Source organism: Pseudomonas sp. PDM32 (genome assembly GCF_019219225.1).
Taxonomy (GTDB): Bacteria; Pseudomonadota; Gammaproteobacteria; order Pseudomonadales; family Pseudomonadaceae; genus Aquipseudomonas; species Aquipseudomonas laurylsulfatiphila.
This window is the reverse complement of sequence record NZ_JAHUWE010000002.1, coordinates 276879-300870: the sequence shown is the minus strand read 5'-3', so window position 1 is coordinate 300870 and position 23992 is coordinate 276879. Positions and strand designations below refer to the sequence as shown.

The following is a 23992-nucleotide window of genomic DNA, read 5'->3' as shown; positions in this document are numbered from 1 at the left end:
CAGGGTCGCGAGGGAATGCACCGATTCAAGGCGCGTTGCCCGCTAATGGAGCGCCACTACCAGCAGCACCAGGTTGAGCAGCAGCGATACCAGCGTCAATGTTCGCCAGACTTTCAGCGGCTCGCGCTCCAGCAAGGGTTTGGGGCGCACGCTCAAACTGCGGCGTTCGCCTTGCTCAATTAGCAGCAACCATTCTTCCGCCGTTTCGAAACGCTGTTCGGGGGCCGCCGCAACGGCGCGTTCCAGGTGATGGGCGATCCAGTCCGGCAGGTCGGGCCGGTAGCGGCTGGCGTTGACCGGGAGACCAAACCTCGGGCGCTGGAACGCTTCGATTTCGCCATAGGGATAGTGCCCGGTGAGCAGGAAATACAAGGTCACACCAACGGCATACAGGTCCTGCTGTGGTGTCGGCACGTCGCCACGAAAGGCTTCCGGCGCGATGTAACTGGGTGTACCCGGCAGAGCCCAGGGCAGGTCTTGCGAGAGACCGGGGCAGTAGGCGAGGCCGAAATCCAGCAGGCGTAACTCACCGTCGTCCCCCAGCAACAGGTTTTCCGGTTTGATGTCGCGATGCAGAATCTGCCGTCGATGCAACAGGCCGACCGCTCGCAGCAAGCGTTCGGCGATGTCTTGCCATTGGGCCAGTGGCAATGGTCCGCTTTGCTCATGTCGCTGAGCCAGGGTGGAACCCGGATATTCACGCATCACGTAGTACAAATGCTGACGCTGACTGGCGACATGGACTTCAGGAAAATGGCGACCGGCCACGCGTTTGAGAAACCACTCTTCCGACAGTAACGCTTGCCCGGCCTGATGATCGTCGTGCAGGCGCCCCGGCAGGGTTTTCAGCAGCCAGGGTTGTTGCTGAGTGTCGCGCACGCGATAAAGCAGCGATTGCTGACTCTGCGCGACGATCCCTTCAACCTGCCAGCCCTCGAAAGACTGGTCCGGCTTCAGGGCTGGCGGCAGCGGCCATTGTTGCAAGTGAATCAACGCATCGCCAAGGCTCGCTTCACCGAGGGCATCGACCCGCACCAGCAAGGCGCTGGCGTTGTCCTGGCTGCCGGCCAGGTGTGCGGCATTGACCAGGGTTTGCGCAGCGCTGTGCAAGTCCGGTTGATCACGCAGGATCGCCGCAATGGCGGTATCGCCCAAGACGGCCCAGATACCGTCGCTGAGCAGGACGAAGCTTTCATCGAGACGCAATTCACCGTCGAGAAAATCCAGCACCAGGTGTTGATCGAGCCCCAGCGCCCGTTTCAACACGTGCTGCATGCCCGGCTGGTCCCAGACGTGGTCCTCGCTGATTCGTTGCAATCGGTCGGCGTGCCAGCGATACACCCGGCAATCGCCGACATGGGCCAGGGTAAAACGCCGGCCACGCAGGACCAGCGCACTGAGGGTGGTCAGCAGCGGTTGTCCGCCGCCATTGGCCTGCAACCAGCGGTTTTGCGCCAGCAACAGGCGATCGAGTGCCTGCGCCACGCTCCAGGTTTCCGGCGTGGCGTAGTAATCCAGCGCCAGGGCCTGCAGTGTCGAACGGGCCGCCAGTCCGCCATCGGCGCACTGACTGACACCGTCGGCGATGGCGAACAGGTAACCTTTGCTCGCCGCCAGCGCCGGGGTCGGCGTGACCAGGCGCAGGGCATCCTGATTTTCCTCGCGCGGACCGATGGCGCTGGCTTCGGCGAAACTCAGTTGCAGGCTCATCGAGGCGTCAGACCCGCGCAGCCGTCACGGCCGCCGAACCCCAGGTGGTTCTCCAGCGCCGTTTCACGCCGTGCAGGCCGAACCACGCCAGAATGCCGAGGCTGGCGAACAACCACAGCGCCAGTTGATAGCTGCCGGTGCTTTGCTTGATCGCGCCCATGCCGGCCGCGAGGGCAAAACCACCGATGCCGCCGGCCATGCCGATCAGGCCGGTCATCACACCGATCTCCCGACGAAACCGCTGCGGCACCAACTGGAAGACCGCGCCATTACCGGCACCCAGGCCGAGCATGGTGCAGACGAAAAGTGCGAGTGCGGCGTAGGAATTCGGCAGGTTGAAACCGACCGCGGTAATGCAGATCGCCGCGACGGTGTACATCGCCAACAGGGTTCGAATGCCACCAAACCGGTCAGCCAGCGCGCCGCCCAAGGGCCGCATCAGGCTGCCGCCGAACACGCAGGCCGCCGTGTAGTAACCGGCCGTCACCGGACTCAGGCCGTACTGGTCGTTGAAATAGCCGGGCAGGGCGCTGGCCAGGCCGATAAAGCCGCCGAACGTCACGCTGTAGAAAAACATGAACCACCAGCTGTCACGATCACCCAGGGCCTTGAAGTAGTCGGCCATGGATTTGGCTTTTGGTCGCTCTGGGGCGTTTTTCGCCAGCCAGGCAAAGACGATCAGGGTCAGGATCAGCGGAATCAGGGCGAAACCGAACACGTTGCTCCAGCCAAACGCCGCCGCCAGTACCGGGGCGATCAAGGCGGCGAATACCGTACCCGAGTTGCCGGCGCCGGCGATGCCCATGGCCTTGCCTTGATGCTGCGGCGGATACCATTGCGAGGCCAGGGGCAGGGCAACGGCAAAGGACGCGCCGGCCATGCCGAGGAACAGACCCAGCAGCAGCGCTTGCTCGTAGCTGTGGATGCCGAGCTTCCAGGCGCCGAACAGCGCGCAGATCACGATGACCTGGCCGATCAGGCCGGCGGTTTTGGGCGACAGGCGATCAGCCAGCATCCCCATGACAAAACGCAAGACCGCCCCGGCCAGAATCGGCGTGGCCACCACCAGCCCGCGTTGCTGTGTCGTCAGGTGCAGGTCGGCGGCGATCTGTACTGCCAGAGGGCCGAGCAGGTACCAGACCATGAAGCTCAGGTCGAAATAGAGGAAGGCTGCGAACAATGTGGGGGTATGGCCGGATTTCCAGAAGCTTGAATTCATTGCGCACCTCAGCTGTGAAGAGTCTCGAAAGGAGTCATGAGCTTGCAGGTGGGGCGCCGCTACGGCCGCTCCACCGGCCCCGTGCTGTGGGGCCAAAACGAAAAAACGCCGCCACCCGATCCGCCAAGGGCAAATGAGGTGAGCGACGTCTTTGTCGTAGGTGGGGCAACCGCCGTTGGTTACCTGTGGTGATTGCTTTGCCAGATCTGTGCCACTTTGGAAAAGATCGCAGCCTTCGGCAGCTCCTACAGGGGAATGTGTGCTCCTGTAGGCGCTGCCGAAGGCTGCGATCTTTTGTTGCTCAACCCAACAATTCACTCATGGCAATAATCTGCTCCGCCACTTGAATCAGCTTCTGCTGGCGGCTCATCGCCTGGCGGCGCATCAGTGTGTAGGCCTCTTCTTCGTTACAGTCCTTCATTTTCATCAGCAGCCCTTTGGCCAGTTCGATGCGCTTGCGCTCGGCCAGTTGCTGGTCGCGGGCCTGCAACTGGGCACGCAAAGCCTGATCGCTTTCGAAACGTGCCATGGCCACATCGAGAATCGGCTGCAGGCGCTGGGCGTGAATGCCTTCGACGATGTAGGCACTGACCCCGGACTTGATCGCCTGGCGCATCACATCGGGGTCATGTTCGTCGGTGAACATCACAATCGGTCGCGGCTGGTCGCGAGTGACCAGCACCACTTGCTCCATGACATCACGGCCGGGTGACTCGGTATCGATCAGAATCACGTCCGGACGCACCGTTTCGACGCGTTCGGGTAAGTCGATGGTCAGGCCGGACTCATCGATCACTTCGAATCCGGCCTCGGTCAGGGCGGCCTTCAGGCGTCCGACTTTTTTCGCGGTGTCGTTGATCAGCAGGATACGCAGCATGTTCGTCGTCTCCTGTCAGCGGCTGGCGGATCGGTTGGAGCTGTCGCTCATGGCGTGCAGTTTGAAGCTGCGGGCATAACCGGCCGGGTCCGAACCGTCCCAGATCTTGCCGTCGATCAATTGACTGCTGCGCATCTCCTTGCCCGGTGCCGCGACACCTGCCGCGCCGGCCGCTTCACGATACAAGTCTAGTTGATGGACTTGGCGGGCCACGTCGAGGTAATCCGGGTCATCGCGCAACAAGCCCCAGCGACGGAACTGGGTCATGAACCACATGCCGTCGGACAGGTACGGCAGATTGACCTCGCCTTCACCATGGAAGCGCAGGGCGTGCGGGTCTTGCCAGCGATTGCCCAGGCCATCGACATAGTCGCCCAGCAGGCGCGGCTCGATGCATTCCAGCGGCGCATCGAGGTATTGCGCGGCACTGAGCAATTGCGCGGTGCTGCGACGATTTTCACGGCTTTGTTCGATGAAGCGGCTGGCTTCCAGCACCGCCATCACCAACACCCGCGCGGTATTGGGGTATTGCTCGACGAACGCACGGGTGCAGCCGAGGACCTTTTCCGGGTGATCGGGCCAGAGGGTCTGGGTCGTGGCCAGGGTGAAACCGAGGTCCTGTTGCACGGCGCTGGCGGACCAGGGTTCGCCGACACAGAACCCGTCAATGCGCCCGGCCCGCAGGTGGGCGACCATTTGCGGCGGCGGCACCACGACGCTGTCGACATCCAGCAGCGGGTGTATACCCTGGCTGGCGAGCCAGTAATACAACCACATGGCGTGGGTGCCGGTAGGAAACGTCTGGGCGAAGGTGAGTTTTGGGCGAGTTTGGTGCACGTGCCGATCCAATGCCTCAGGACTGGTCACCCCAAGCGACTGCAAGCCGCGGGACAGATTGATGCTCTGGCCGTTTTGATTCAGGCCCATCAACACCGCCATGTCGGTCGCGGCCACGCCACCGATGCCCAAGTGGACGGCGTAAATCAGGCCGTAGAGGCTGTGCGCGGCATCGAGTTCGCCGCTCACCAGCTTGTCCCGCAGGTTGGCCCAGGACGTTTGGCGCTTGAGGTTAAGGGTCAAGCCGTGGGGTTGGGCGAAGCCCTGGGTGGCGGCGACCACCACCGAGGCGCAGTCGCTCAGGGCCATGAAGCCGAGATTGATTTCGGTTTTTTCCGGGGCATCGCTGCCATTGACCCAGGCCAGAGGGCCGGCTGACGGTTCGTTCATCGCGCGTTCACCTTGCAAAAAAAACGTCGTCCCGGGTCCGTGCAGGGGCAGGCCGGGGACGACGCCATTGTCTTTGCACCCATTCCGACGCTGGCAGGGGTGCTGGTGCCCGGAATGGTGCAAGGCATATGCCATTAACTGCTGATTTGAACGCGCGCCTCGCTTGCCACCCCGTAGCCCGGCTATAATCGCCGCCTCAATTCGCCGCCAATCGAGTCAAATCCGCCCATGTACACCCTGGCCCGTCAGTTGTTGTTCAAACTCTCCCCGGAAACCTCCCACGATCTGTCCCTGGACCTGATCGGCGCGGGCGGGCGTCTTGGACTCAACGGCTTGTTGTGCAAGGCTCCGGCGAAGAAGCCGGTGAGTGTCATGGGCCTGGACTTCCCGAACCCGGTGGGCCTGGCCGCCGGTCTGGACAAGAACGGCGCGGCCATCGATGGATTCGCCCAACTGGGTTTCGGTTTTGTCGAAATCGGGACCATCACCCCGCGTCCGCAGCCGGGCAACCCCAAGCCGCGCCTGTTCCGTTTGCCGGAAGCCGAGGCGATCATCAATCGCATGGGCTTCAACAACCTCGGCGTCGACCACCTGCTGGCCCGCGTGGCGGCGGCCAAATACAAGGGCGTGCTGGGCATCAACATCGGCAAGAACTTCGATACGCCGGTCGAGCGGGCCGTGGACGACTACCTGATCTGCCTGGACAAAGTGTACGCCCACGCCAGCTATGTGACGGTCAACGTCAGTTCGCCGAATACGCCGGGCCTGCGCAGCCTGCAATTCGGCGACTCGCTCAAGCAGTTGCTGGCCGATCTGGCCGAGCGCCGCGCGGAGCTGGCCTTGCGTCATGGCAAGCATGTACCGCTGGCGATCAAGATCGCGCCGGACATGAGCGACGAGGAGACCGCACAGGTTGCACAAGCGCTGATCGAAACCGGAATGGATGCGGTCATCGCCACCAACACCACCCTGAGCCGCGTCGGCGTCGAAGGCATGGAACATGGCGACGAGGCCGGTGGTCTGTCCGGCGCACCGGTTCGCGACAAGAGTACCCACACCGTGAAGGTGCTGGCATCGGAGCTGGGTGGTCGCCTGCCGATCATCGCTGCCGGCGGTATTACCGAAGGCAAGCACGCCGCAGAGAAAATCACCGCAGGCGCGAGTCTGGTGCAGATCTATTCGGGCTTCATCTACAAGGGCCCGGCGCTGATTCGCGAGTCCGTAGACGCCATCGCAGCCCTGCGCTGAGCCCTGCTTGGGGGCTTTTTGTGGCGAGGGGGCTTGCCCCCGTTGGGTCGCGAAGCGGCCCCGAAAACAAACGACTCGGTGTGCCAGGAAAAAACACGGCTGCTTCGCAGCCGAACGGGGGCAAGCCCCCTCGCCACAAGGGTATCGTCGCTGAGTTTGGAGCAGGCATAAAAAAGGGCCCCTTTAAAGGAGCCCCTGGGCCGCAGCCCGCCGTCCGGATGGGACGTGCGTGGTTAATTCAGTACAAAATCAGATTGTCGTGTCGGAGTGTTGTGCCCTGTAATTAGCCGACGGCGTGAAGTTCGTTGAGTCTGTGGATTCCCGCAGTGCCGGTCATACCGTCCCAGTTGTCGCCGCGTCCTTCTCGCCAGCCGTTGATCCAGGCTTGGCGTACCGACGGTAGAGTAAATGGGCAAAGCTCACGGGATTTCCCACCAACGCCATATTGATATCCGCGCAAAAATGCTCTTTCCAACGGATCACGCTTAAGTCTTCTCATAGGGTGTTGCCCTCACTTGTTGACTGTATTTATCGCGTTGACCTCTATTGAGGTCTGGCAGAAAAACTCTGCCGTTGGGGGCTCGTTGCCGGCGTGACGAGCCAAGGTGTTGGCGTCATTGCGGCGCCAACCTGAGTTGAGTTCTAACCAATGCGTCACATCGAGGGAATGATCGTTTTGTCATAAGGACGTAACCATTCATGTGTTAAGGCCATAAGTAACAGAGTGTTTGTAGCGTATTTATTAGCCAAACCCCGGTATGATCGGCCCTGCGCTGGATGATGAGCTTAATCCTTTAGTGAGAATGGCTCCCGTTGCCGGGAGGGACTATTCGACGAAGGGTCGACTTATGACATTTCATTGCATCAACTTTTTTATCTGTCCTTGCATCTAAGCTCATTTAACCCGAGCAGCAGGGGTGGAGCGGCACACCTTCGTGCCACGCGGGCGCTCTTCGAGAAAAGCGCCTGATTGAAAACCGGACCGGCAATGCGTTGCCCGGTCACTCAGCTAAAGGTTCTGGAATTCCCATGTCCGATCGTTTCGAACTCTTCCTCACTTGCCCAAAAGGCCTTGAAGGCCTGCTCATCGAGGAAGCCGTCGGGCTTGGCCTTGAGGAAGCGCGGGAGCACACCTCTGCCGTGCGCGGCATGGCCACCATGGAAACCGCTTATCGCCTGTGCCTGTGGTCACGCCTGGCCAACCGCGTGCTGCTGGTGCTCAAGCGTTTCCCGATGAAGGACGCCGAAGACCTGTACCACGGCGTGCTGGACATCGAGTGGCAAGACCACATGCTCAACGACGGCACCCTGGCCGTCGAATTCAGCGGCCATGGGTCGGGTATCGACAACACTCACTTCGGCGCGCTGAAGGTCAAGGACGCCATCGTCGACAAACTGCGGACCCCGCAAGGCGACCGTCCGTCCATCGACAAGCTCAATCCGGACCTGCGCATTCACCTGCGCCTGGACCGCGGCGAAGCCATTCTGTCCCTCGACCTGTCCGGCCACAGCCTGCACCAGCGAGGCTATCGCCTGCAGCAAGGTGCGGCACCGCTGAAGGAAAACCTCGCGGCCGCCATCCTGATCCGTTCCGGCTGGCCACGTATCGCGGCCGAAGGCGGCGCGCTGGCCGACCCGATGTGCGGTGTCGGTACGTTCCTGGTGGAAGCGGCGATGATCGCCGCGGACATCGCGCCGAACCTGCGCCGTGAGCAGTGGGGCTTTACTGCCTGGCTCGGTCACGTTCCGGCGTTGTGGAAAAAACTCCACGAAGAAGCGTCCGAGCGCGCCGCTGCCGGCCTGGCCAAGACACCGCTGTGGATCCGTGGCTACGAAGCCGATCCGCGGTTGATTCAACCGGGTCGCAACAACGTCGAGCGCGCCGGCCTGAGCGAGTGGATCAAGATCTACCAGGGTGAAGTCGCGACGTTCGAGCCGCGCCCGGACCAGAACCAGAAAGGTCTGGTGATCTGCAACCCTCCGTACGGCGAGCGTCTGGGCGACGAGGCGAGCCTGCTTTATCTCTACCAGAACCTCGGCGAGCGCCTGCGTCAGGCCTGCCTGAACTGGGAGGCGGCGGTGTTCACCGGCGCGCCGGATCTGGGCAAGCGCATGGGCATCCGCAGCCACAAGCAGTATTCGTTCTGGAACGGCGCCTTGCCGTGCAAGCTGCTGCTGATCAAGGTGCTGCCCGATCAGTTCGTCACCGGCGAGCGTCGTACGCCGGAACAGCGCCAGGTTGAGCGTGAGCAAGCCGCCTACGATCAGACGCCGAACGAACCGCAAGAACGCAAGTTCAATAAAAACGGCAACCCGATCAAACCGACCCCGGCACCGGCTCCGGTGGTCGAGCAGCCGCGCCTGAGCGAAGGCGGGCAGATGTTCGCCAACCGCCTGCAAAAGAACCTCAAGGCCCTGGGCAAGTGGGTCAAGCGTGAAGGAATCGACTGCTACCGCGTGTACGATGCCGACATGCCGGAATATTCCATGGCCATCGACCTGTATCACGACTGGGTCCATGTTCAGGAGTACGCCGCGCCGAAGTCCATCGATCCGGAAAAAGCGTCGGCCCGCATGTTCGATGCCCTGGCAGCCATCCCGCAGGCGTTGAACATCGACAAGAACCGTGTGGTGGTCAAGCGCCGCGAGCGTCAGAGCGGCACCAAACAGTACGAGCGCCAGGCGGCGCAGGGCAAATTTGTCGAGGTCAATGAAGGCGGTGTGAAGTTGCTGGTGAACCTCACCGACTACCTCGACACCGGTCTGTTCCTCGACCATCGGCCGATGCGCATGCGTATCCAGAAAGAGGCAGCCGGCAAACGCTTCCTCAATCTGTTCTGCTACACCGCAACGGCCAGTGTGCATGCGGCCAAGGGCGGCGCGCGCAGCACCACCAGTGTCGACCTGTCGAAGACTTATCTGGACTGGGCGCGTCGCAACCTGTCGCTGAACGGTTTTTCCGACAAGAACCGCCTGGAGCAGGGCGATGTGATGGCGTGGCTCGAAGCCAGTCGTGACGAGTACGACCTGATCTTCATCGACCCGCCGACGTTCTCCAACTCCAAGCGCATGGAAGGCGTGTTCGACGTGCAGCGTGACCAGGTGCAACTGATCGACCTGGCCATGGCGCGCCTGGCACCCGGTGGCGTGTTGTATTTCTCCAACAACTTCCGCAAGTTCGAACTGGAGGCCAATCTCGGCGAGCGTTATGCGGTCGAGGACATCACTGCCCAGACCCTCGATCCGGATTTTGCGCGCAACGCCAAGATCCATCGCGCCTGGAAAATCATGGCGCGTTGATGGTTGCCCCACTGTAGGAGCGAGCCTGCTCGCGATGGTCGACAACGATAACGCGAGCTTTCTGAAAGCACGCGGTGTTCTTGAGTCCATCGCGAGCAGGCTCGCTCCTACAGGGTGCTGGTCAAATTAGTGGCTAATAGCTATAACTCCACTCAGGGCCAAAGGGCTTTCCCGCACCTGGCGTTTTGAGTTGCGTTTTATGTCGTTGCACGCCGTGCGCCCCAAGATCCTGGGTTTTATCAGCGAAGATGCCTCGGCCTGGCTGGTCGCGCTGCTGGTTTTGTTGATCGGCGGGGTGCTCACCGGGTTGCTGGCGTGGTCGACGCTGAATCTGTTTCACCATCAATTGCGGCAACGCTTTCAACTGCTGGCCAGTGAACGTTACAGCCGTATCGAAGAACGTTTCGAAGATCAGGAGCAGCGCCTCGACGGCCTGCGCCGGTTTTTCGCCAATTCCGGTTCAGTGTCCCGAGCAGAATTCGACGGCTACACCCAACCTTTGCTGCTGCGAACCCAGGCGTATTCCTACGCCCAGCGGATCACTCGTGACGAGCGGGCGGCGTTCGAGCGACGGGTGCGAGACGAGGGCCTGAACAGCTTCACCCTGAGAGAACTCAACGCCGCCGGCCAATTGCAACTGGCCGGCGAGCGGGATGAGTACGTGGCGGTGCTGTATAGCCAGACGCAAAGCAAACTCGGCGCTCCCCTCGGTTACGACTTGCTGGCCCAGCCGCTGCGGCGTGCCACGCTCGAGCGGGCCGATCGGCGTGGCGGCATGGCAGTGTCGCAACCGATGCATCTGGTGAGTATCGAACCGGCCTATGCGCGCGGCGTGCTGCTGGTCGCGCCGGTCACGCAGCGCACCGGACAGGACGACAAAGGCACGAAGCCCTACGGGTATGTGATGGCCGTGATCAGCATGCGCCAATTGCTGGCGGACGGACTGCCGGAAGCGAGTCGCGACTATCTCTCGGTACGCATCCTCGATTTGTCGACCGACGACCAGCACGAAGTGCTGTTCGAGTCGCCCAACCCGCCAGCCGTCAGCGAGCTGTCGGCTACGCGCCTGTTGCGCATGGCCGACCATGACTATCAAGTCGATATCCAGCCCAGCGACGCGTTCGTGCAGGCCAACCATTCCTCCGTGACCAGTCTGGTCGTATTGGGTGGTTTGCTCAGCCTGTTGCTCAGTGCCTTGCTCTATGTGCTGGTCAGTCAGCGGCAGCGGGCGTTGAGACTGGTCGATCAGCGTACCCAGGAGCTGCGCGATCGGGAACAGGAGCTGCGTGGCACCCATGGTCAGTTGCGTGGCGTGCTGAATGCCGCCACCCAGGTTGCGATCATCGCCACCGACCTGCGCGGCGTCATCAGCACCTTCAACGCTGGTGCCGAGCAGATGCTCGGCTATACCAGTGCCGAAGTGGTCGGCCATATGACCCTGGAGAACTTGCACCTGCCCCGGGAGCTGGCTGGTCGTTCAGCCGAGTTGAGCGCGCGCTATGGCAAGCCGGTGCCGACCTGCCAGGCGATGCTGGTCGAAGGCGACGTGGAGGGCGGTCACGAGGCACGGGAGTGGACCCTGGTGCGCGGCGATGGCAGCCACCTGATGGTCAATATGCTGGCCACGCCGGTGCTCGACGAGCAAGGCCTGTGGGTTGGGCACCTGGCGGTGTGCATCGACATCACCGAACGCAAGCGGGTCCATGAAGCGCTCGCGGCGCGGGACCTGCTGTTGAAGAAACTCAGCGCCCACGTGCCCGGTGGCATCTACCAGTTCAAGATGGAATTCGACGGGCGCTTCAGCGTGATCTATGCCAGCGACGGCATTCGCGATATCTACGAGCTGGAACCCGACGTGCTGCTGCTCAATGCCGAAGCGATCTTCACCCGGATTCATCCCCAGGACACTACCCGTGTCCGCGCCTCGATCCGTGCCTCGGCCGAAACCCTCAGCCCCTGGCGCGAGGAGTACCGCGTGCAACTGCCGCAACGGGGTTTGCGTTGGGTGCGCGGCGAAGCCACTCCGGAGGAGCTGCCCGGTGGCGGCGTGCTCTGGCACGGCTATATCTCGGACATTTCCGATATGAAGCGGGTGGAAGAAGAATTGCGCGCGTTGTCGGTCACCGATTCCCTGACCGGCATCCACAACCGGCGTTATTTCCAGGAACGCCTGACCACCGAAATGGCCCGGGTGGAGCGTGGCGGTGGGGATTTGTCGGTGATCATGCTCGATATCGACCATTTCAAGCGCATCAATGACCTGCATGGCCACGCCATCGGTGACCGGGTGTTGCAGGCAGTGTGCGAACGGATCGGCCACCGGCTGCGTCGCACCGATGTGTTCTGCCGCTTGGGCGGCGAAGAGTTCATGGTGTTGTGCCCGGACATCGGCGGCGAACATGCCTATGTGCTGGCCCAGCAATTGTGGCACAGCCTGCGCAGCTCACCCATTGAAGGCGTTGGTACGGTCACCGCCAGTTTCGGAATTGCCAGTTGGCGCGCCGGGGAGGGCGCCGATGCCTTGCTGTTGCGCGCGGATTCGGGGGTTTATGCGGCGAAACAGGCAGGGCGAGACCGGGTAGAAGAGGAGATGAATTAACCCGGGGTGTACGCTGACCCTGTAGGAGCGAGCCTGTTCGCGATGGTCGATAACGATAACGCGGGCATACTGAATGTACGCGGCGCTCTCGAATCCATCGCGAGCAGGCTCGCTCCTACAAGGGGGCAGAGCTGTGCTTTACAACACTGAAGCCGTCTGCGGCGCTTTCGGTTGGCGGTACAGGTCGAGCAGCACCTGATCAAGCACCGACGAGGCGCCGAACGGGGCCTTGTCGTTGAGGATCGCCACCACCGCCCAGGTGTTGCCGTTGACGTCGCGACTGAAGCCGGCAATCGCCCGTACGGTGTTCAGCGTGCCGGTCTTGACGTGGGCTTCGCCGCGCATCGCCGTGGTCTTCAGGCGCTTGCGCATGGTGCCGTCGGTGCCGGCAATCGGCATCGAACTGATGTACTCAGCGGCATACGGGCTGTGCCACGCCGCTTCGAGCATCGAGGCCATTTCCCGGGCGCTGACGCGCTCGGCGCGGGACAGGCCGGAGCCGTTCTCCATCACCAGGTGCGGCGCGGTGATGCCCTTTTTCGCCAGCCACTGACGCACGACACGCTGGGCAGCCTTGGCGTCGTCACCATCGGCATCGGTGCGGAAACGTTGGCCCAGGCTCAGGAACAACTGCTGGGCCATGGTGTTGTTACTGTACTTGTTGATGTCGCGGATGATTTCCGCCAGGTCCGGCGAGAACGCCCGGGCCAGAACCTTGGCGTCTTTAGGGGTTGGCGCCAGCACATCCCTGCCCTGGATGCTGCCACCCAGTTCCTTCCAGATCGCGCGGACGGCGCCGGCGGTGTAGGTCGCATGGTCGAGCAGCGACAGGTAGGTCTGCGAGCTGCAGCCTTCACCCAGTTGACCGCCGACGGTAACGGTCACGGTGCCATCGGCTTGCGCCACCGGGTTGTAACGCACGCCACCGGTGCATTGCTTGGAATTGAGGGCCTTGACCTGGTTGTCGATGCGGATGCTCGCAATCGGCGGTTCCACCGAGACCAGTACCTTGCCCGAGTCATTGCGCGCAACGAAGCGCAGCGCCTTGAGGTTGACCAGCAGCGAGTCGGGTTTGACCAGAAACGGCTTGTTCTCGTCGTTGCCGTCGTCATTGAACTCCGGCAGTTGCGGTTGCACGAAGAAGGTTTTATCCAGCACCAGGTCGCCGGTGACCTGGGTGACACCGTTGGCACGCAGGTCACGCATCAACAGCCAGAGTTTTTCCATGTTCAGCTTCGGATCGCCGCCACCCTTGAGGTAGAGGTTGCCGTTGAGGATGCCGCCACTGAGGGTGCCGTCGGTGTAGAACTCGGTTTTCCACTGGTGGTTCGGGCCGAGCATTTCCAGGGCCGCGTAGGTGGTGACCAGTTTCATGGTCGACGCCGGGTTGACCGACACGTCGGCGTTGAACACCGTCGGGGTACCGGGGCCGGTGAGCGGGATCATCACCAGCGACAGGGCGTTGTCCTGCAGCTTGCTGGCTTTCAGGGCTTTTTCAACGTTGGGCGACAGCGCAGTATTGACCGGAGCTGCAGAAACGGGGAGGGCCAGGGGGAGAAGAAAACCGGCCAACAGCAATGGACGCAAAGATTTGATCATCTGAAATAAAACCCTACAGCCGAGGGAAAAAAAGATGAGGGCATGAAGATAAATTCCCTCAATGGTCATGAAAGTGTCGGCATTATGCCCCAAGGTGTCACGGCTTGTGCCGTGCGAGGGCTGTCTGATCGGCTATTTTTTTACCGACGGTAGGCGTGGTGGCCCAGAGAGTCGGGCAATCGGCGGCTTAAACTGCTAAAGTGCCGCCCGTTATTACTTAAGAGGATTGTTCCAATGGCGACTAACCGTTCCCAGCGTCTGCGCAAAAAACTGTGCGTCGATGAATTTCAAGAGCTGGGTTTCGAACTGAACCTGGATTTCAAAGAAGATTTGGCTGATGAAGCCATTGATGCTTTCCTCGATGCGTTCCTCAAAGAAGCCATGGAAGCCAACGGTCTGGGTTATGTTGGCGGCGACGACTACGGTCTGGTTTGCCTGCAGAAGCGTGGCTCGGTCAGCGCTGAACAGCGCGCTGCCGTTGAAGCCTGGCTCAAAGGCCGCACCGAGCTGACCAGCGTTGAAGTCAGCCCGCTGCTGGACGTCTGGTACCCGGAAAAGCCGATCAATCCGGTAGCTTGATGTTCTGAAAAAACGGCGACCCAAGGGTCGCCGTTTTTTTTGCTTTTTTTTTGTAGGAGCGAGCTTGCTCGCGATGAACCTGAGAACACCGCGGGGTGTCAGGCTTCCAGCGTTATCGTTGACGACCATCGCGAGCAGGCTCGCTCCTACAGTTCAGAATCAGCAGCGTCACCACCCCCGCGACAATCCCCCAGAACGCCGAACCGATGGAAAACAGCGTCAGCCCCGATGCCGTGACCATGAAGGTGATGAGCGCCGCTTCACGTTCCTTCACTTCGCTCATGGCGATGCTCAGGCCGTTGATGATCGAGCCGAACAGCGCCAGCGCAGCAATCGACAGCACCAGCTCCTTGGGCAGCGCAGCGAACAATGCCGCGAGCGTTGCGCCGAACACGCCGGCGATCCCGTAGAAAATCCCGCACCAGACGGCGGCGGTGTAGCGTTTGTTGCGATCTTCATGGGCGTGCGGACCGGTGCAGATCGCCGCGCTGATCGCCGCCAGGTTGATCCCGTGAGAACCGAACGGTGCCAGCAGCAAACTGGCGATGCCGGTGGTGGTGATCAGCGGCGAGGCTGGCACCGTGTAGCCATCGGCGCGCAATACGGCGATGCCGGGCATGTTTTGTGAAGTCATGGCGACGACAAACAGCGGAATGCCGATGCTGATGGTCGCGGCCAGGGAGAACTGCGGTGTGGTCCAGACTGGCGTGGCGACCTCCAGGTGAAAACCGCTGAAGTCCAGCAGCCCCATGAAACCTGACAATGCCGTGCCGATCAGCAAGGCTGCCAGTACCGCATAGCGCGGCGACAGGCGCTTGACCAGCAGATAAGTGACAAACATCCCCAGTACCAGGGCCGTGCGGTGTTGCGCGGCGACGAAAATCTCGCTGCCGATCTTGAACAGGATCCCTGCCAGCAGGGCGGCGGCCAGGGAGGCGGGGATTTTTTTCACCAGCCGTTCGAAGCTGCCGGTCAGCCCGCAAATCGTCACCAGCACCGCGCAGGTCATATAGGCGCCAATGGCTTCGCCGTAGCTCACGCCGCCCAGGCTGGTGATCAGCAGCGCGGCACCCGGGGTCGACCAGGCAATGGTGATCGGTGTGCGATAACGCAGGGACAGGCCGATGGAGCACACCGCCATGCCGATGGAGATCGCCCAGATCCACGAAGAAATCTGCCCGCTGCTCAGGCCCGCCGCTTGTCCGGCCTGGAACATCAGCACCAGGGAGCTGGTGTAGCCGGTCATCATGGCGATGAACCCGGCGACGATGGCCGAGGGCGAGGTGTCGGCCAGCGGGCGGATTTGCGTGTGGGTGGCGTCGTTCATGACGGGGCCTTCTACTGATGAAGTTGTTCCCTGTAGGAGCTGCCGAAGGCTGCGATCTTTTGATTTTCAAGATCAAAAGATCGCAGCCTTCGGCAGCTCCTACACGGATCGTGTTTAGGCAGCGGATTCTGCGTTAAAGCCTAAACTCAAAAGTAATCAGGCGTTGCGATACAGCCGAGGCAACATTCAGCCGTACAGTCGTGTTGCCACCATCCATTGTGTACAATCGCAGTGTTTTTTACGCGATACTTGCCAGCGACCCACTGTGCCGTATTACAGTCACGGTCAATTCGCCGCAGTTCTTCCGACTCGAGTGCCCATGAACGAACAGTTGCAACCCCTAAAGAAACAACCGCGAGCAGGCAAAGCCGGCCGCAGCGGTACCCAGGACGATATTGTCTACGCGCATATCTTCGAGGCCATCCTCGAGCAGCGTCTGGCGCCCGGCACCAAGTTGAGCGAAGAAGCGCTGGGGGAAATTTTCGGGGTCAGCCGTACCATCATTCGCCGCGCCCTGTCGCGCCTGGCCCATGAAGGCGTGGTGCTGTTGCGTCCGAATCGCGGCGCCGTGGTTGCCAGCCCGAGTGTCGAGGAGGCGCGCCAGGTGTTCATGGCCCGGCGTCTGGTCGAGCGCGCGATCACCGAGCTGGCGGTGCAGCACGCCACCGCCGAGCAGATCGCCGAATTGCGCCAGATGGTCAACGACGAACGCGACAGCTTCTCCCGTGGCGACCGTGGTGCCGGCATCCGTCTGTCGGGCGAATTCCACCTGAAACTGGCTGAAGCGGCGAAAAATGCCCCGTTGATCAGCTTCCAGCGCAGCCTGGTGTCCCAGACGTCGCTGATCATCGCCCAGTACGAAAGCGGCAACCGTTCCCACTGTTCCTACGACGAGCACACCCAGCTGATCGACGCCATCGAGAAGCGCGACTCTGAACTGGCGGTGAACCTGATGATGCATCACATGGATCACATCGACAGCAAGCTCAACCTCGACGAGGAAAGTGCTTCGGATGACCTGCATGCGGTGTTCTCGCATTTGCTGCAGACCAAGAAGCCGGGTCGATCGACCGCGAAACTCTGAAATACCGCGTCGCCTGATTCGCGAGCAAGCCCGCTCCCACATTTGATCTGTGCCGTTCACAAATCCCCTGTGGGAGCGGGCTTGCTCGCGAAGGCGGCCTTAAAGACACAAAAAATCCCCCGGGCTGAAAAGCAACGGGGGATTTTTTATGCCCGAAGAAATTTAGCGCTGATGCACCAGATTGCCCGCCGCATACGTCTGCAGCACCGTCCGGTCATCCCCCAGCGTCATCAACACAAACAACGTCTCGGCGATGTTATTGGCCTGCTTCAGGCGATAGCCCAGCAGCGGTGTGGCGTTGTAGTCCAGCACCAGGAAGTCGGCGTCGGTGCCCGGTTGCAGGGTGCCGATCCTGTCTTCCAGGCGCAGTGCGCGAGCGCCGCCGAGGGTGGCCAGGTACAGCGACTTGAACGGGCTCAGGCGCGCACCTTGCAGTTGCATCACCTTGTAGGCTTCGTTAAGGGTTTGCAGCAGCGAGAAACTGGTGCCGCCGCCGACATCGGTGCCGATGCCGACATTGAGCTTGTGCTTCTCGGCCATCGGCAGGTTGAACAGGCCGCTGCCGAGGAAGAAGTTCGAGGTCGGGCAGAACGAAATGGCCGAACCGGTTTCTGCCAGGCGCGCGCACTCGTCATCGCACAGGTGCACGCCGTGGGCGAACACCGAGCGCTCGCCGAGCAACTGGTAGTGGTCGTAGACGTCCAGGTAGCCTTTGCGCTCGGGGAACAGCTCCTTGACCCACTCGATTTCCTTGAGGTTTTCACTGATGTGGGTCTGCATATACAGATCCGGGTATTCGGTCAGCAACTGGCCGGCCAGGGTCAACTGTTCCGGGGTACTGGTCGGTGCGAAGCGTGGGGTGACCGCGTAGTGCAGGCGACCCTTGCCGTGCCAGCGCTCGATCAGCGCCTTGCTGTCGACGTAGCTGGACTTGGCGGTATCGGTCAGATAGTCCGGGGCGTTGCGGTCCATCATCACCTTGCCGGCGATCATCCGCAGGTCGAGCTGTTCGGCCGCTTCGAAGAACGAGTTCACCGATTGCGGGTGCACACTGCCGAACACCAGCGCGGTGGTGGTGCCATTGCGCAGCAGTTCCTTGATGAAAATGTCCGCGACCTGGTCAGCGTGGGCCTTGTCGGCGAACTGGCTTTCGCACGGGAAGGTGTAGGTGTTGAGCCAGTCCAGCAATTGCTCGCCATAGGCGCCGACCATGCCGGTTTGCGGCAGGTGGATGTGGGTATCGATGAAGCCGGGGGTGATCAGTGCGTCCTGGTAGTGGGTGATTTCGATATCCGCCGGCAGGGTTGGCAGCAATTCGCTGGCGTGGCCCAGGGCGCTGATCTGGCCGTTATCCACAACCAGCAAGCCGTCTTCGAAATACTCGTAGGAGGCTTCGATACCGACTTCGGCTGGGTCGGCGATGCTGTGCAGGATGGCGGCGCGGTAAGCTTTGCGAGTCAAAGGCATGAGATTCTCAGTTCGAGGCTTTCAAGTTTGCGGTTTGGCTGCGGCGTGACGCGGGCAGCAGTTTGGCAATCGGTTCGGCGCTGGAGGTCTGCTGGCCGAAGTTCGCGTTATAGGTGGCGATGATTTCGCCGGCGATGGAGATGGCGATTTCCACAGGCAACTTGCCTTTGACTTCGCCGATGCCCATCGGGCAGCGCATGCGTTGCACGACGCTGTTGTCGAACCCGCGGTCGCGCAGGCGATGTTCGAACTTCACGCGTTTGGTCTTCGAACCGATCAGGCCGAAGTAGGCGAAGTCGTTGCGCTTGAGGATCGCGGCGGTCAACTCGAGGTCGAGCTGGTGGTTGTGGGTCATCACGATGCAATAGCTGCCGGCGGGCAGGTCATCGACTTCATCCACCGGTTCTTCGCTGACGATCTTGCGCACGCCGTGGGGGATCTGTTCGGGGAATTCCTCTTCCCGCGAATCGATCCAGCGTACCCGGCAAGGCAGGCTGGCCAGCAGCGGCACCAGGGCGCGGCCGACGTGGCCGGCACCGAATACGGCGATCTGCGCCTGCACCTGGCCCATCGGTTCGAACAACAGAACGGTGGCACCGCCGCAGCACTGGCCGAGGCTGGCGCCGAGGCTGAAACGCTCCAGATGGGTGTCCTGCTTGCCGCTGGCGAGCATCTCGCGGGCGATCTTCATGGCCTTGTATTCCAGGTGCCCGCCACCGATGGTGTCGAAGGCCTGGTTCGCGCTGATGACCATCTTCGAGCCGGCATTGCGCGGCGTGGAGCCGAGCTCTTCGATGATGGTTACCAGCACGCAGGGCTCACCCCGGTTTTGCAGGTCGGCGAGGGCGTCGATCCAGTTGTACATGTTTCACCTCAACATCTCTGTTGTCTGTACCGGCCTCTTCGCGAGCAAGCCCGCTCCCACATTTGGAATGCATTTCAATGTGGGAGCGGGCTTGCTCGCGAAGGCCGCACCTCGGTCTTAGAGCGAAGCCAACTCGGTTTCAGCCTCGACAGCCTTCGCCGCCTTCAGCTGGCGCATCTGCTCACAGCCCCACAACACCCGCTCCGGTGTCGCCGGTGCGTCGATCTTCGGTTGATGTTTGTAGTCGCCCAGGCTCGCCACGGCGTCCTTGATCGCACACCACGAAGCGATGCCGAGCATGAACGGCGGCTCGCCCACGGCCTTGGAATGGAACACCGTGTCTTCCGGGTTCTTGCGGTTTTCCACCAGCTTCACCCGCAGGTCCAGCGGCATGTCCGCCACGGCCGGGATCTTGTAACTGGCCGGGCCGTTAGTCATCAGCTTGCCCTTGTTGTTCCACACCAGCTCTTCCATGGTCAGCCAGCCCATGCCCTGGATGAAACCGCCCTCGACCTGACCGATGTCGATGGCCGGGTTCAGCGAGGCGCCGACGTCGTGGAGGATGTCGGTGCGCAGCATCTTGTATTCGCCGGTCAGGGTGTCGACCAGTACTTCGCAGCACGCCGCGCCAAAGGCGAAGTAGTAGAACGGCCGGCCACGGGCCTGGCTGCGGTCGTAGTAGATTTTCGGGGTCTTGTAGAAGCCGGTGCTCGACAGCGAGACCTGGGCGAAATACGCCTGCTGGATCAACGCTTCGAACGTCAGGATGTGATCGCGGACCCGCACGTGGCCGTTGTGGAACTCCACGTCTTCTTCGCTGACCTTGTACTGGCGCGCGGCAAATTCCACCAGACGCTGCTTGATGGTTTCGGCGGCGTTCTGCGCAGCCTTGCCGTTCAGGTCGGCACCGCTGGACGCAGCGGTCGGCGAGGTGTTCGGCACCTTGTCGGTGTTGGTCGCGGTGATCTGCACGCGGTCCATTTCCACCTGGAACACTTCGGCCACGACCTGCGCGACCTTGGTGTTCAGGCCCTGGCCCATTTCGGTGCCGCCGTGGTTCAGGTGGATGCTGCCGTCGGTGTAGACGTGCACCAGGGCACCGGCCTGGTTGAGGAAGCTGGCGGTGAAGGAAATACCGAATTTCACCGGGGTCAGCGCCAGGCCTTTTTTCAGGATCGGGCTGTTGGCGTTGTAGCGACGGATCGCCTCGCGACGCTCGGCGTACTGGCTGCTTTCTTCCAGTTCGGCGGTCATCTCCTCGAGCATGTTGTGCTCGACGGTCTGGTAGTAGTGAGTGACGTTGCGCTCGGTCTTGCCGTAGTAGTTGGCCTTGCGCACGGCCAAAGGATCGAGGGCCAGATGGCGGGAGATGGCGTCCATCACTTCTTCGATGGCGACCATGCCTTGCGGGCCGCCGAAACCACGGTAGGCAGTGTTCGACGCGGTGTTGGTCTTGCAGCGGTGACCGTTGATGGTCGCATCGCCCAGGTAGTACGAGTTGTCCGAGTGGAACATCGCGCGGTCGACGATCGACGCCGACAGGTCAGGCGAGCAACCGCAGTTGCCGGCCAGTTCCAGGTTGATGCCGTGCAGGCGGCCGGTGCTGTCGAAGCCGACGTCGTACTCGACATAGAAGGGGTGACGTTTGCCGGTCATCAGCATGTCTTCGACCCGTGGCAGACGCATCTTGGTCGGCTGGCCGGTGAGGTGCGCGATCACCGCGCACAGGCACGCGGGGCTCGCCGCCTGGGTTTCCTTGCCGCCGAAACCGCCGCCCATGCGGCGCATGTCGACGACGATCTTGTTCATCGACACGTCCAGGACTTCGGCCACCAGTTTCTGCACTTCGGTGGGGTTCTGCGTGGAGCAGTAGACGATCATGCCGCCGTCCTCGGTCGGCATCACCGAAGAGATCTGGGTTTCCAGGTAGAAGTGCTCCTGGCCGCCGATGTGCAGGGTGCCCTGGATGCGGTGCTCGGCAGTGGCCAGCGCCGTGGCCGAATCGCCGCGCTTGTGGGTGTGGCTGTCGAGTACGAAGTGGCGCTTGCGCAGGGCTTCGACCACGTCCAGCACAGGCTCAAGGTCCTCGTATTCGATGATCGCAGCCATGGCCGCCTTGCGCGCGGTTTCCAGGTCTTTCGCCGCCACGGCGATCACCGGTTGACCGACGAACTGCACGGTGTCGATCGCCAGTAGCGGATCGCCCGGCAGCAACGGACCGATGTCCTTCAGGCCCGGCACGTCTTCGTGGGTGATGGCGATGCGCACGCCTTCGAAGGCATAGCAGGGCGAGGTGTCGATGCTGATGATGCGGGCATGGGCACGGTCCGACATGCGCGCATAAACGTGCAGCTGGTTCGGAAACTCCAGGCGATCGTCGATGTACTGCGCTTCACCGGCCACATGCTTGGCGGCGCTGTCGTGCTTGACGGCGCGGCCGACACCGGTGGTCAGGTCCTTGGCGAACAGTTCAGCCAATTCGGCTTGGGTCTTCTCTACGGCGTGATGATTAGACATAAGCGGTCACCCGGGTCTCGATGTGCGGCGTTTGCAGTTCGATGAAGTATTTGCGCAGCAGGTTCTGCGCGCTGAGCAGGCGATATTCCTTGCTGGCGCGGAAGTCCGAGAGCGGTGTGAAGTCTTCGCCCAGGGCCGCGCAGGCGCGTTCAACGGTGGCGTTATTGAATGGCGAGCCGAGCAGCGCGGCTTCGCAGGCGGCGGCACGTTTCGGGATCGCGGCCATGCCGCCAAAGGCGACGCGGGCTTCGGCGACCACGCCGTTTTCCAGGCGAATGTTGAAGGCCGCACAAACTGCCGAGATGTCATCATCCAGGCGCTTGGAGACTTTGTAGGCGCGGAACAGTTTTTCGACGCTGGCGCGGGGCACGATGATCTTTTCGATGAACTCGCTTTCCTGGCGTGCCGTGACGCGGTAGTCGATGAAGTAATCTTCCAGCGCCAAGGTGCGGCGGGTTTCGCCTTTGCACAGGACGATTTGCGCGCCGAGGGCGATCAGCAGGGGCGGCGAGTCACCAATCGGCGAGGCGTTGCCGATGTTGCCGCCGAGGGTGCCCTGGTTGCGGATCTGCAGGGACGCGAAACGGTGCAGCAATTCACCGAAGTCCGGGTATTCGGCGTTCAGGGCTTCGTAGCAATCGGAAAGGGCGGTGGCGGCGCCGATTTCCAGGCGATCGTCAAAGCGCTCGATGCGTTTCATCTCGGCAACGTTGCCGACATAGATCATCACCGGCAGGGTGCGGTGGAACTGCGTGACTTCCAGCGCCAGGTCGGTGCCGCCGGCCAGCAGGCGGGCCTGTGGATAAGCGTCGTAGAGGTCGGCCAGGTCGGCCACGGTCAGCGGCACCAGGCAGCGTTTGTCGCCGCTGTTGAGTTCGCCGATATCGGTCGGGGCAATGGCTTTCAGGCGCGCGATGGTGTCGGCCTCGCGGGCGTCGAACTGGTCCGGCTGCTTGCCGCAGCAGGACTGCTCGGCGGCTTCGAGGATCGGCCGGTAGCCGGTGCAGCGGCAGAGGTTGCCGGCCAGTGCTTCGTGGGCCTTGGCATGATCCGGCGCGTCGCTGTTCTTTTGCAGTGCAAACAGCGACATCACGAAGCCTGGGGTGCAGAAGCCGCATTGCGAGCCATGGCACTCGACCATGGCTTTTTGCACGCTGTGCAGTTCACCTTTGTGCTTGAGGTCTTCAACGCTGATCAGTTGTTTGCCGTGCAGGGACGATACGAAGGTCAGGCACGAGTTGAGGCTGCGATAGCGAATGTGTTCGCGGCCGTCGTCATCGGTCTGCAATTCGCCGACGACCACGGTGCAGGCGCCGCAGTCACCGCTGGCGCAGCCTTCTTTGGTGCCGGGTTTGCCCACATGGTCGCGCAGATAATTGAGCACGGTCAGGTTCGGGTCCAGGGCGTGCTCGCTACGGAGTTCCTGGTTTAGTAAAAACTGGATCACGGAAGGCCTCGCAGACTCATTATTGTTGTTAACCGATAGGAACCGAATTTAGCAGGTCTGACTTTTCGGTCAATGATTTTCTGACTTAAAGGTCAGGAAATTGCATTTTGTCGATCAACCCCTTGTTCCTTAATTATTGTCGTTGGTTCGATAGCCTGCTTTTTTGCTTGAATCGTGCCAAAAACCTCCGGGCGGGCACTCCGCCCTGACGCAGCAATTGCGCTACACTGCGCCGCTTGTACAGATCAAAGAGTTTGAAGGACAACCATGACGTTCAAGGCGCCGGACAGCCTCGCCGAGCAAATCGCTCACCACCTCGCCGAACGCATCATTCGCGGCGAAATGAAGCCCGGGGAGCGCATCCAGGAACAGAAGGTCACGCTGGCCCTCAATGTCAGCCGCGGTTCGGTCCGCGAGGCCTTGCTGATCCTCGAGCGTCGGCACCTGATCGCGATCCTGCCGCGACGTGGCGCCCACGTCACCGAGCTCACGCCGCACAAGGTGCAGAGCCTGTGCACGCTGATGAGCGAGATGTATATCCTGCTGGCCAACGCCGTGGCCAGCGGCTGGACAGTCCAGGCCGACCTGGCACCGTTCGTGCAGATCCAGCAGCGCCTGACCGCCAGCTACGAGCGCCAGGACATCCACACCTTCGTCGACGACAGTTTCAATGTGATGCGCGCCACCTACGGGTTTGCCAACAACCCGTACCTGCAGGAAACCGTCGAGAATCTGCAGCCGGCCATGAGCCGTGCCTATTTCCTTGCCCTGGACCAGCGCAAGGCGTCGATGAGCGAATACCTGGAACTGTTCGAACGCCTGCTCGCCGCCGTGATCGCCCGTGACTTTACGCAGATCCGCACCGTGCTGACCGCGTATGGCCAGCGCAGTTGCGAGCTGGTGATCTCCGCCCTGACGGACGCCTGA

The 23992-nt window shown here is 61.6% G+C and carries 17 protein-coding genes; 6 read left to right on the top strand and 11 right to left on the bottom strand.

Annotated features, from left to right (window positions below):
• Positions 1 to 42: 42 nt before the first annotated feature.
• The 4 genes from KW846_RS04850 to KW846_RS04835 form a co-directional block, all read right to left on the bottom strand.
• Positions 43 to 1710 carry a bifunctional protein-serine/threonine kinase/phosphatase gene (locus KW846_RS04850; protein WP_218481502.1) on the bottom strand — a complete coding sequence of 556 codons (1668 nt, stop codon included), beginning with the start codon at positions 1708 to 1710 and terminating at the stop codon, positions 43 to 45.
• A gap of 7 nt (positions 1711 to 1717) precedes the next feature.
• Positions 1718 to 2929: a NarK/NasA family nitrate transporter gene (locus KW846_RS04845; RefSeq protein WP_095965153.1), complete on the bottom strand. Its 1212-nt coding sequence runs from the start codon at positions 2927 to 2929 to the stop codon at positions 1718 to 1720.
• 301 nt (positions 2930 to 3230) lie between these two features.
• Positions 3231 to 3806 carry an ANTAR domain-containing response regulator gene (locus KW846_RS04840; protein ID WP_015096057.1) on the bottom strand — a complete coding sequence of 192 codons (576 nt, stop codon included), beginning with the start codon at positions 3804 to 3806 and terminating at the stop codon, positions 3231 to 3233.
• 15 nt (positions 3807 to 3821) lie between these two features.
• Positions 3822 to 5033: a CmpA/NrtA family ABC transporter substrate-binding protein gene (locus tag KW846_RS04835; RefSeq protein WP_218481501.1), complete on the bottom strand. Its 1212-nt coding sequence runs from the start codon at positions 5031 to 5033 to the stop codon at positions 3822 to 3824.
• Between the two features lie 228 nt (positions 5034 to 5261).
• On the opposite strand from KW846_RS04835, the gene KW846_RS04830 reads away from it, so the two are divergent.
• On the top strand, positions 5262 to 6281 hold the full coding sequence (locus KW846_RS04830) for a quinone-dependent dihydroorotate dehydrogenase (protein WP_218481500.1): 1020 nt from the start codon (positions 5262 to 5264) through the stop codon (positions 6279 to 6281).
• 283 nt (positions 6282 to 6564) lie between these two features.
• Here KW846_RS04830 and rmf read toward each other — a convergent pair whose 3' ends face one another.
• Positions 6565 to 6780 carry a ribosome modulation factor gene (rmf, locus tag KW846_RS04825; protein ID WP_003223300.1) on the bottom strand — a complete coding sequence of 72 codons (216 nt, stop codon included), beginning with the start codon at positions 6778 to 6780 and terminating at the stop codon, positions 6565 to 6567.
• Between the two features lie 530 nt (positions 6781 to 7310).
• On the opposite strand from rmf, the gene rlmKL reads away from it, so the two are divergent.
• Both rlmKL and KW846_RS04815 read left to right on the top strand, forming a co-directional pair.
• Positions 7311 to 9581 (top strand): bifunctional 23S rRNA (guanine(2069)-N(7))-methyltransferase RlmK/23S rRNA (guanine(2445)-N(2))-methyltransferase RlmL, encoded by a 2271-nt coding sequence (rlmKL, locus tag KW846_RS04820; protein ID WP_217837653.1) that lies wholly within the window; start codon positions 7311 to 7313, stop codon positions 9579 to 9581.
• Between the two features lie 199 nt (positions 9582 to 9780).
• Positions 9781 to 12180: a diguanylate cyclase gene (locus KW846_RS04815; RefSeq protein WP_218481499.1), complete on the top strand. Its 2400-nt coding sequence runs from the start codon at positions 9781 to 9783 to the stop codon at positions 12178 to 12180.
• Positions 12181 to 12318: 138 nt separating this feature from the next.
• Here the strand turns inward: KW846_RS04815 and dacB are convergent, their stop codons facing one another.
• On the bottom strand, positions 12319 to 13779 hold the full coding sequence (dacB, locus tag KW846_RS04810; protein ID WP_007971488.1) for a D-alanyl-D-alanine carboxypeptidase/D-alanyl-D-alanine-endopeptidase: 1461 nt from the start codon (positions 13777 to 13779) through the stop codon (positions 12319 to 12321).
• Positions 13780 to 14013: 234 nt separating this feature from the next.
• Between dacB and KW846_RS04805 the strand changes: the two genes are divergently transcribed.
• Positions 14014 to 14358, top strand: coding sequence for a YggL family protein (locus tag KW846_RS04805; RefSeq protein WP_007971486.1), 345 nt, complete (start codon positions 14014 to 14016; stop codon positions 14356 to 14358).
• 112 nt (positions 14359 to 14470) lie between these two features.
• Here the strand turns inward: KW846_RS04805 and KW846_RS04800 are convergent, their stop codons facing one another.
• On the bottom strand, positions 14471 to 15685 hold the full coding sequence (locus KW846_RS04800; protein ID WP_218475083.1) for a benzoate/H(+) symporter BenE family transporter: 1215 nt from the start codon (positions 15683 to 15685) through the stop codon (positions 14471 to 14473).
• Between the two features lie 319 nt (positions 15686 to 16004).
• On the opposite strand from KW846_RS04800, the gene KW846_RS04795 reads away from it, so the two are divergent.
• The gene (locus KW846_RS04795) at positions 16005 to 16769 is read left to right on the top strand and encodes a GntR family transcriptional regulator (RefSeq protein ID WP_218481498.1); all 765 of its coding nucleotides are present in this window, start codon (positions 16005 to 16007) and stop codon (positions 16767 to 16769) included.
• Positions 16770 to 16931: 162 nt separating this feature from the next.
• On the opposite strand, the gene guaD is transcribed toward KW846_RS04795, so the two are convergent.
• From guaD to xdhA, 4 genes are all read right to left on the bottom strand, one after another.
• Positions 16932 to 18236 carry a guanine deaminase gene (gene guaD / locus KW846_RS04790; protein WP_218481497.1) on the bottom strand — a complete coding sequence of 435 codons (1305 nt, stop codon included), beginning with the start codon at positions 18234 to 18236 and terminating at the stop codon, positions 16932 to 16934.
• Between the two features lie 7 nt (positions 18237 to 18243).
• Positions 18244 to 19101 carry a xanthine dehydrogenase accessory protein XdhC gene (xdhC, locus tag KW846_RS04785; protein WP_218481496.1) on the bottom strand — a complete coding sequence of 286 codons (858 nt, stop codon included), beginning with the start codon at positions 19099 to 19101 and terminating at the stop codon, positions 18244 to 18246.
• Positions 19102 to 19218: 117 nt separating this feature from the next.
• Positions 19219 to 21618 carry a xanthine dehydrogenase molybdopterin binding subunit gene (gene xdhB / locus KW846_RS04780; protein WP_218481495.1) on the bottom strand — a complete coding sequence of 800 codons (2400 nt, stop codon included), beginning with the start codon at positions 21616 to 21618 and terminating at the stop codon, positions 19219 to 19221.
• Complete coding sequence (gene xdhA / locus KW846_RS04775) at positions 21611 to 23065, bottom strand: xanthine dehydrogenase small subunit (RefSeq protein WP_116582859.1); 1455 nt, start codon at positions 23063 to 23065, stop codon at positions 21611 to 21613. The genes xdhB and xdhA overlap by 8 nt, the downstream gene beginning before the upstream one ends.
• Positions 23066 to 23332: 267 nt before the next feature.
• Here xdhA and KW846_RS04770 point away from each other — a divergent pair, with 267 nt between their 5' ends.
• On the top strand, positions 23333 to 23992 hold the full coding sequence (locus KW846_RS04770) for a GntR family transcriptional regulator (protein ID WP_218481494.1): 660 nt from the start codon (positions 23333 to 23335) through the stop codon (positions 23990 to 23992).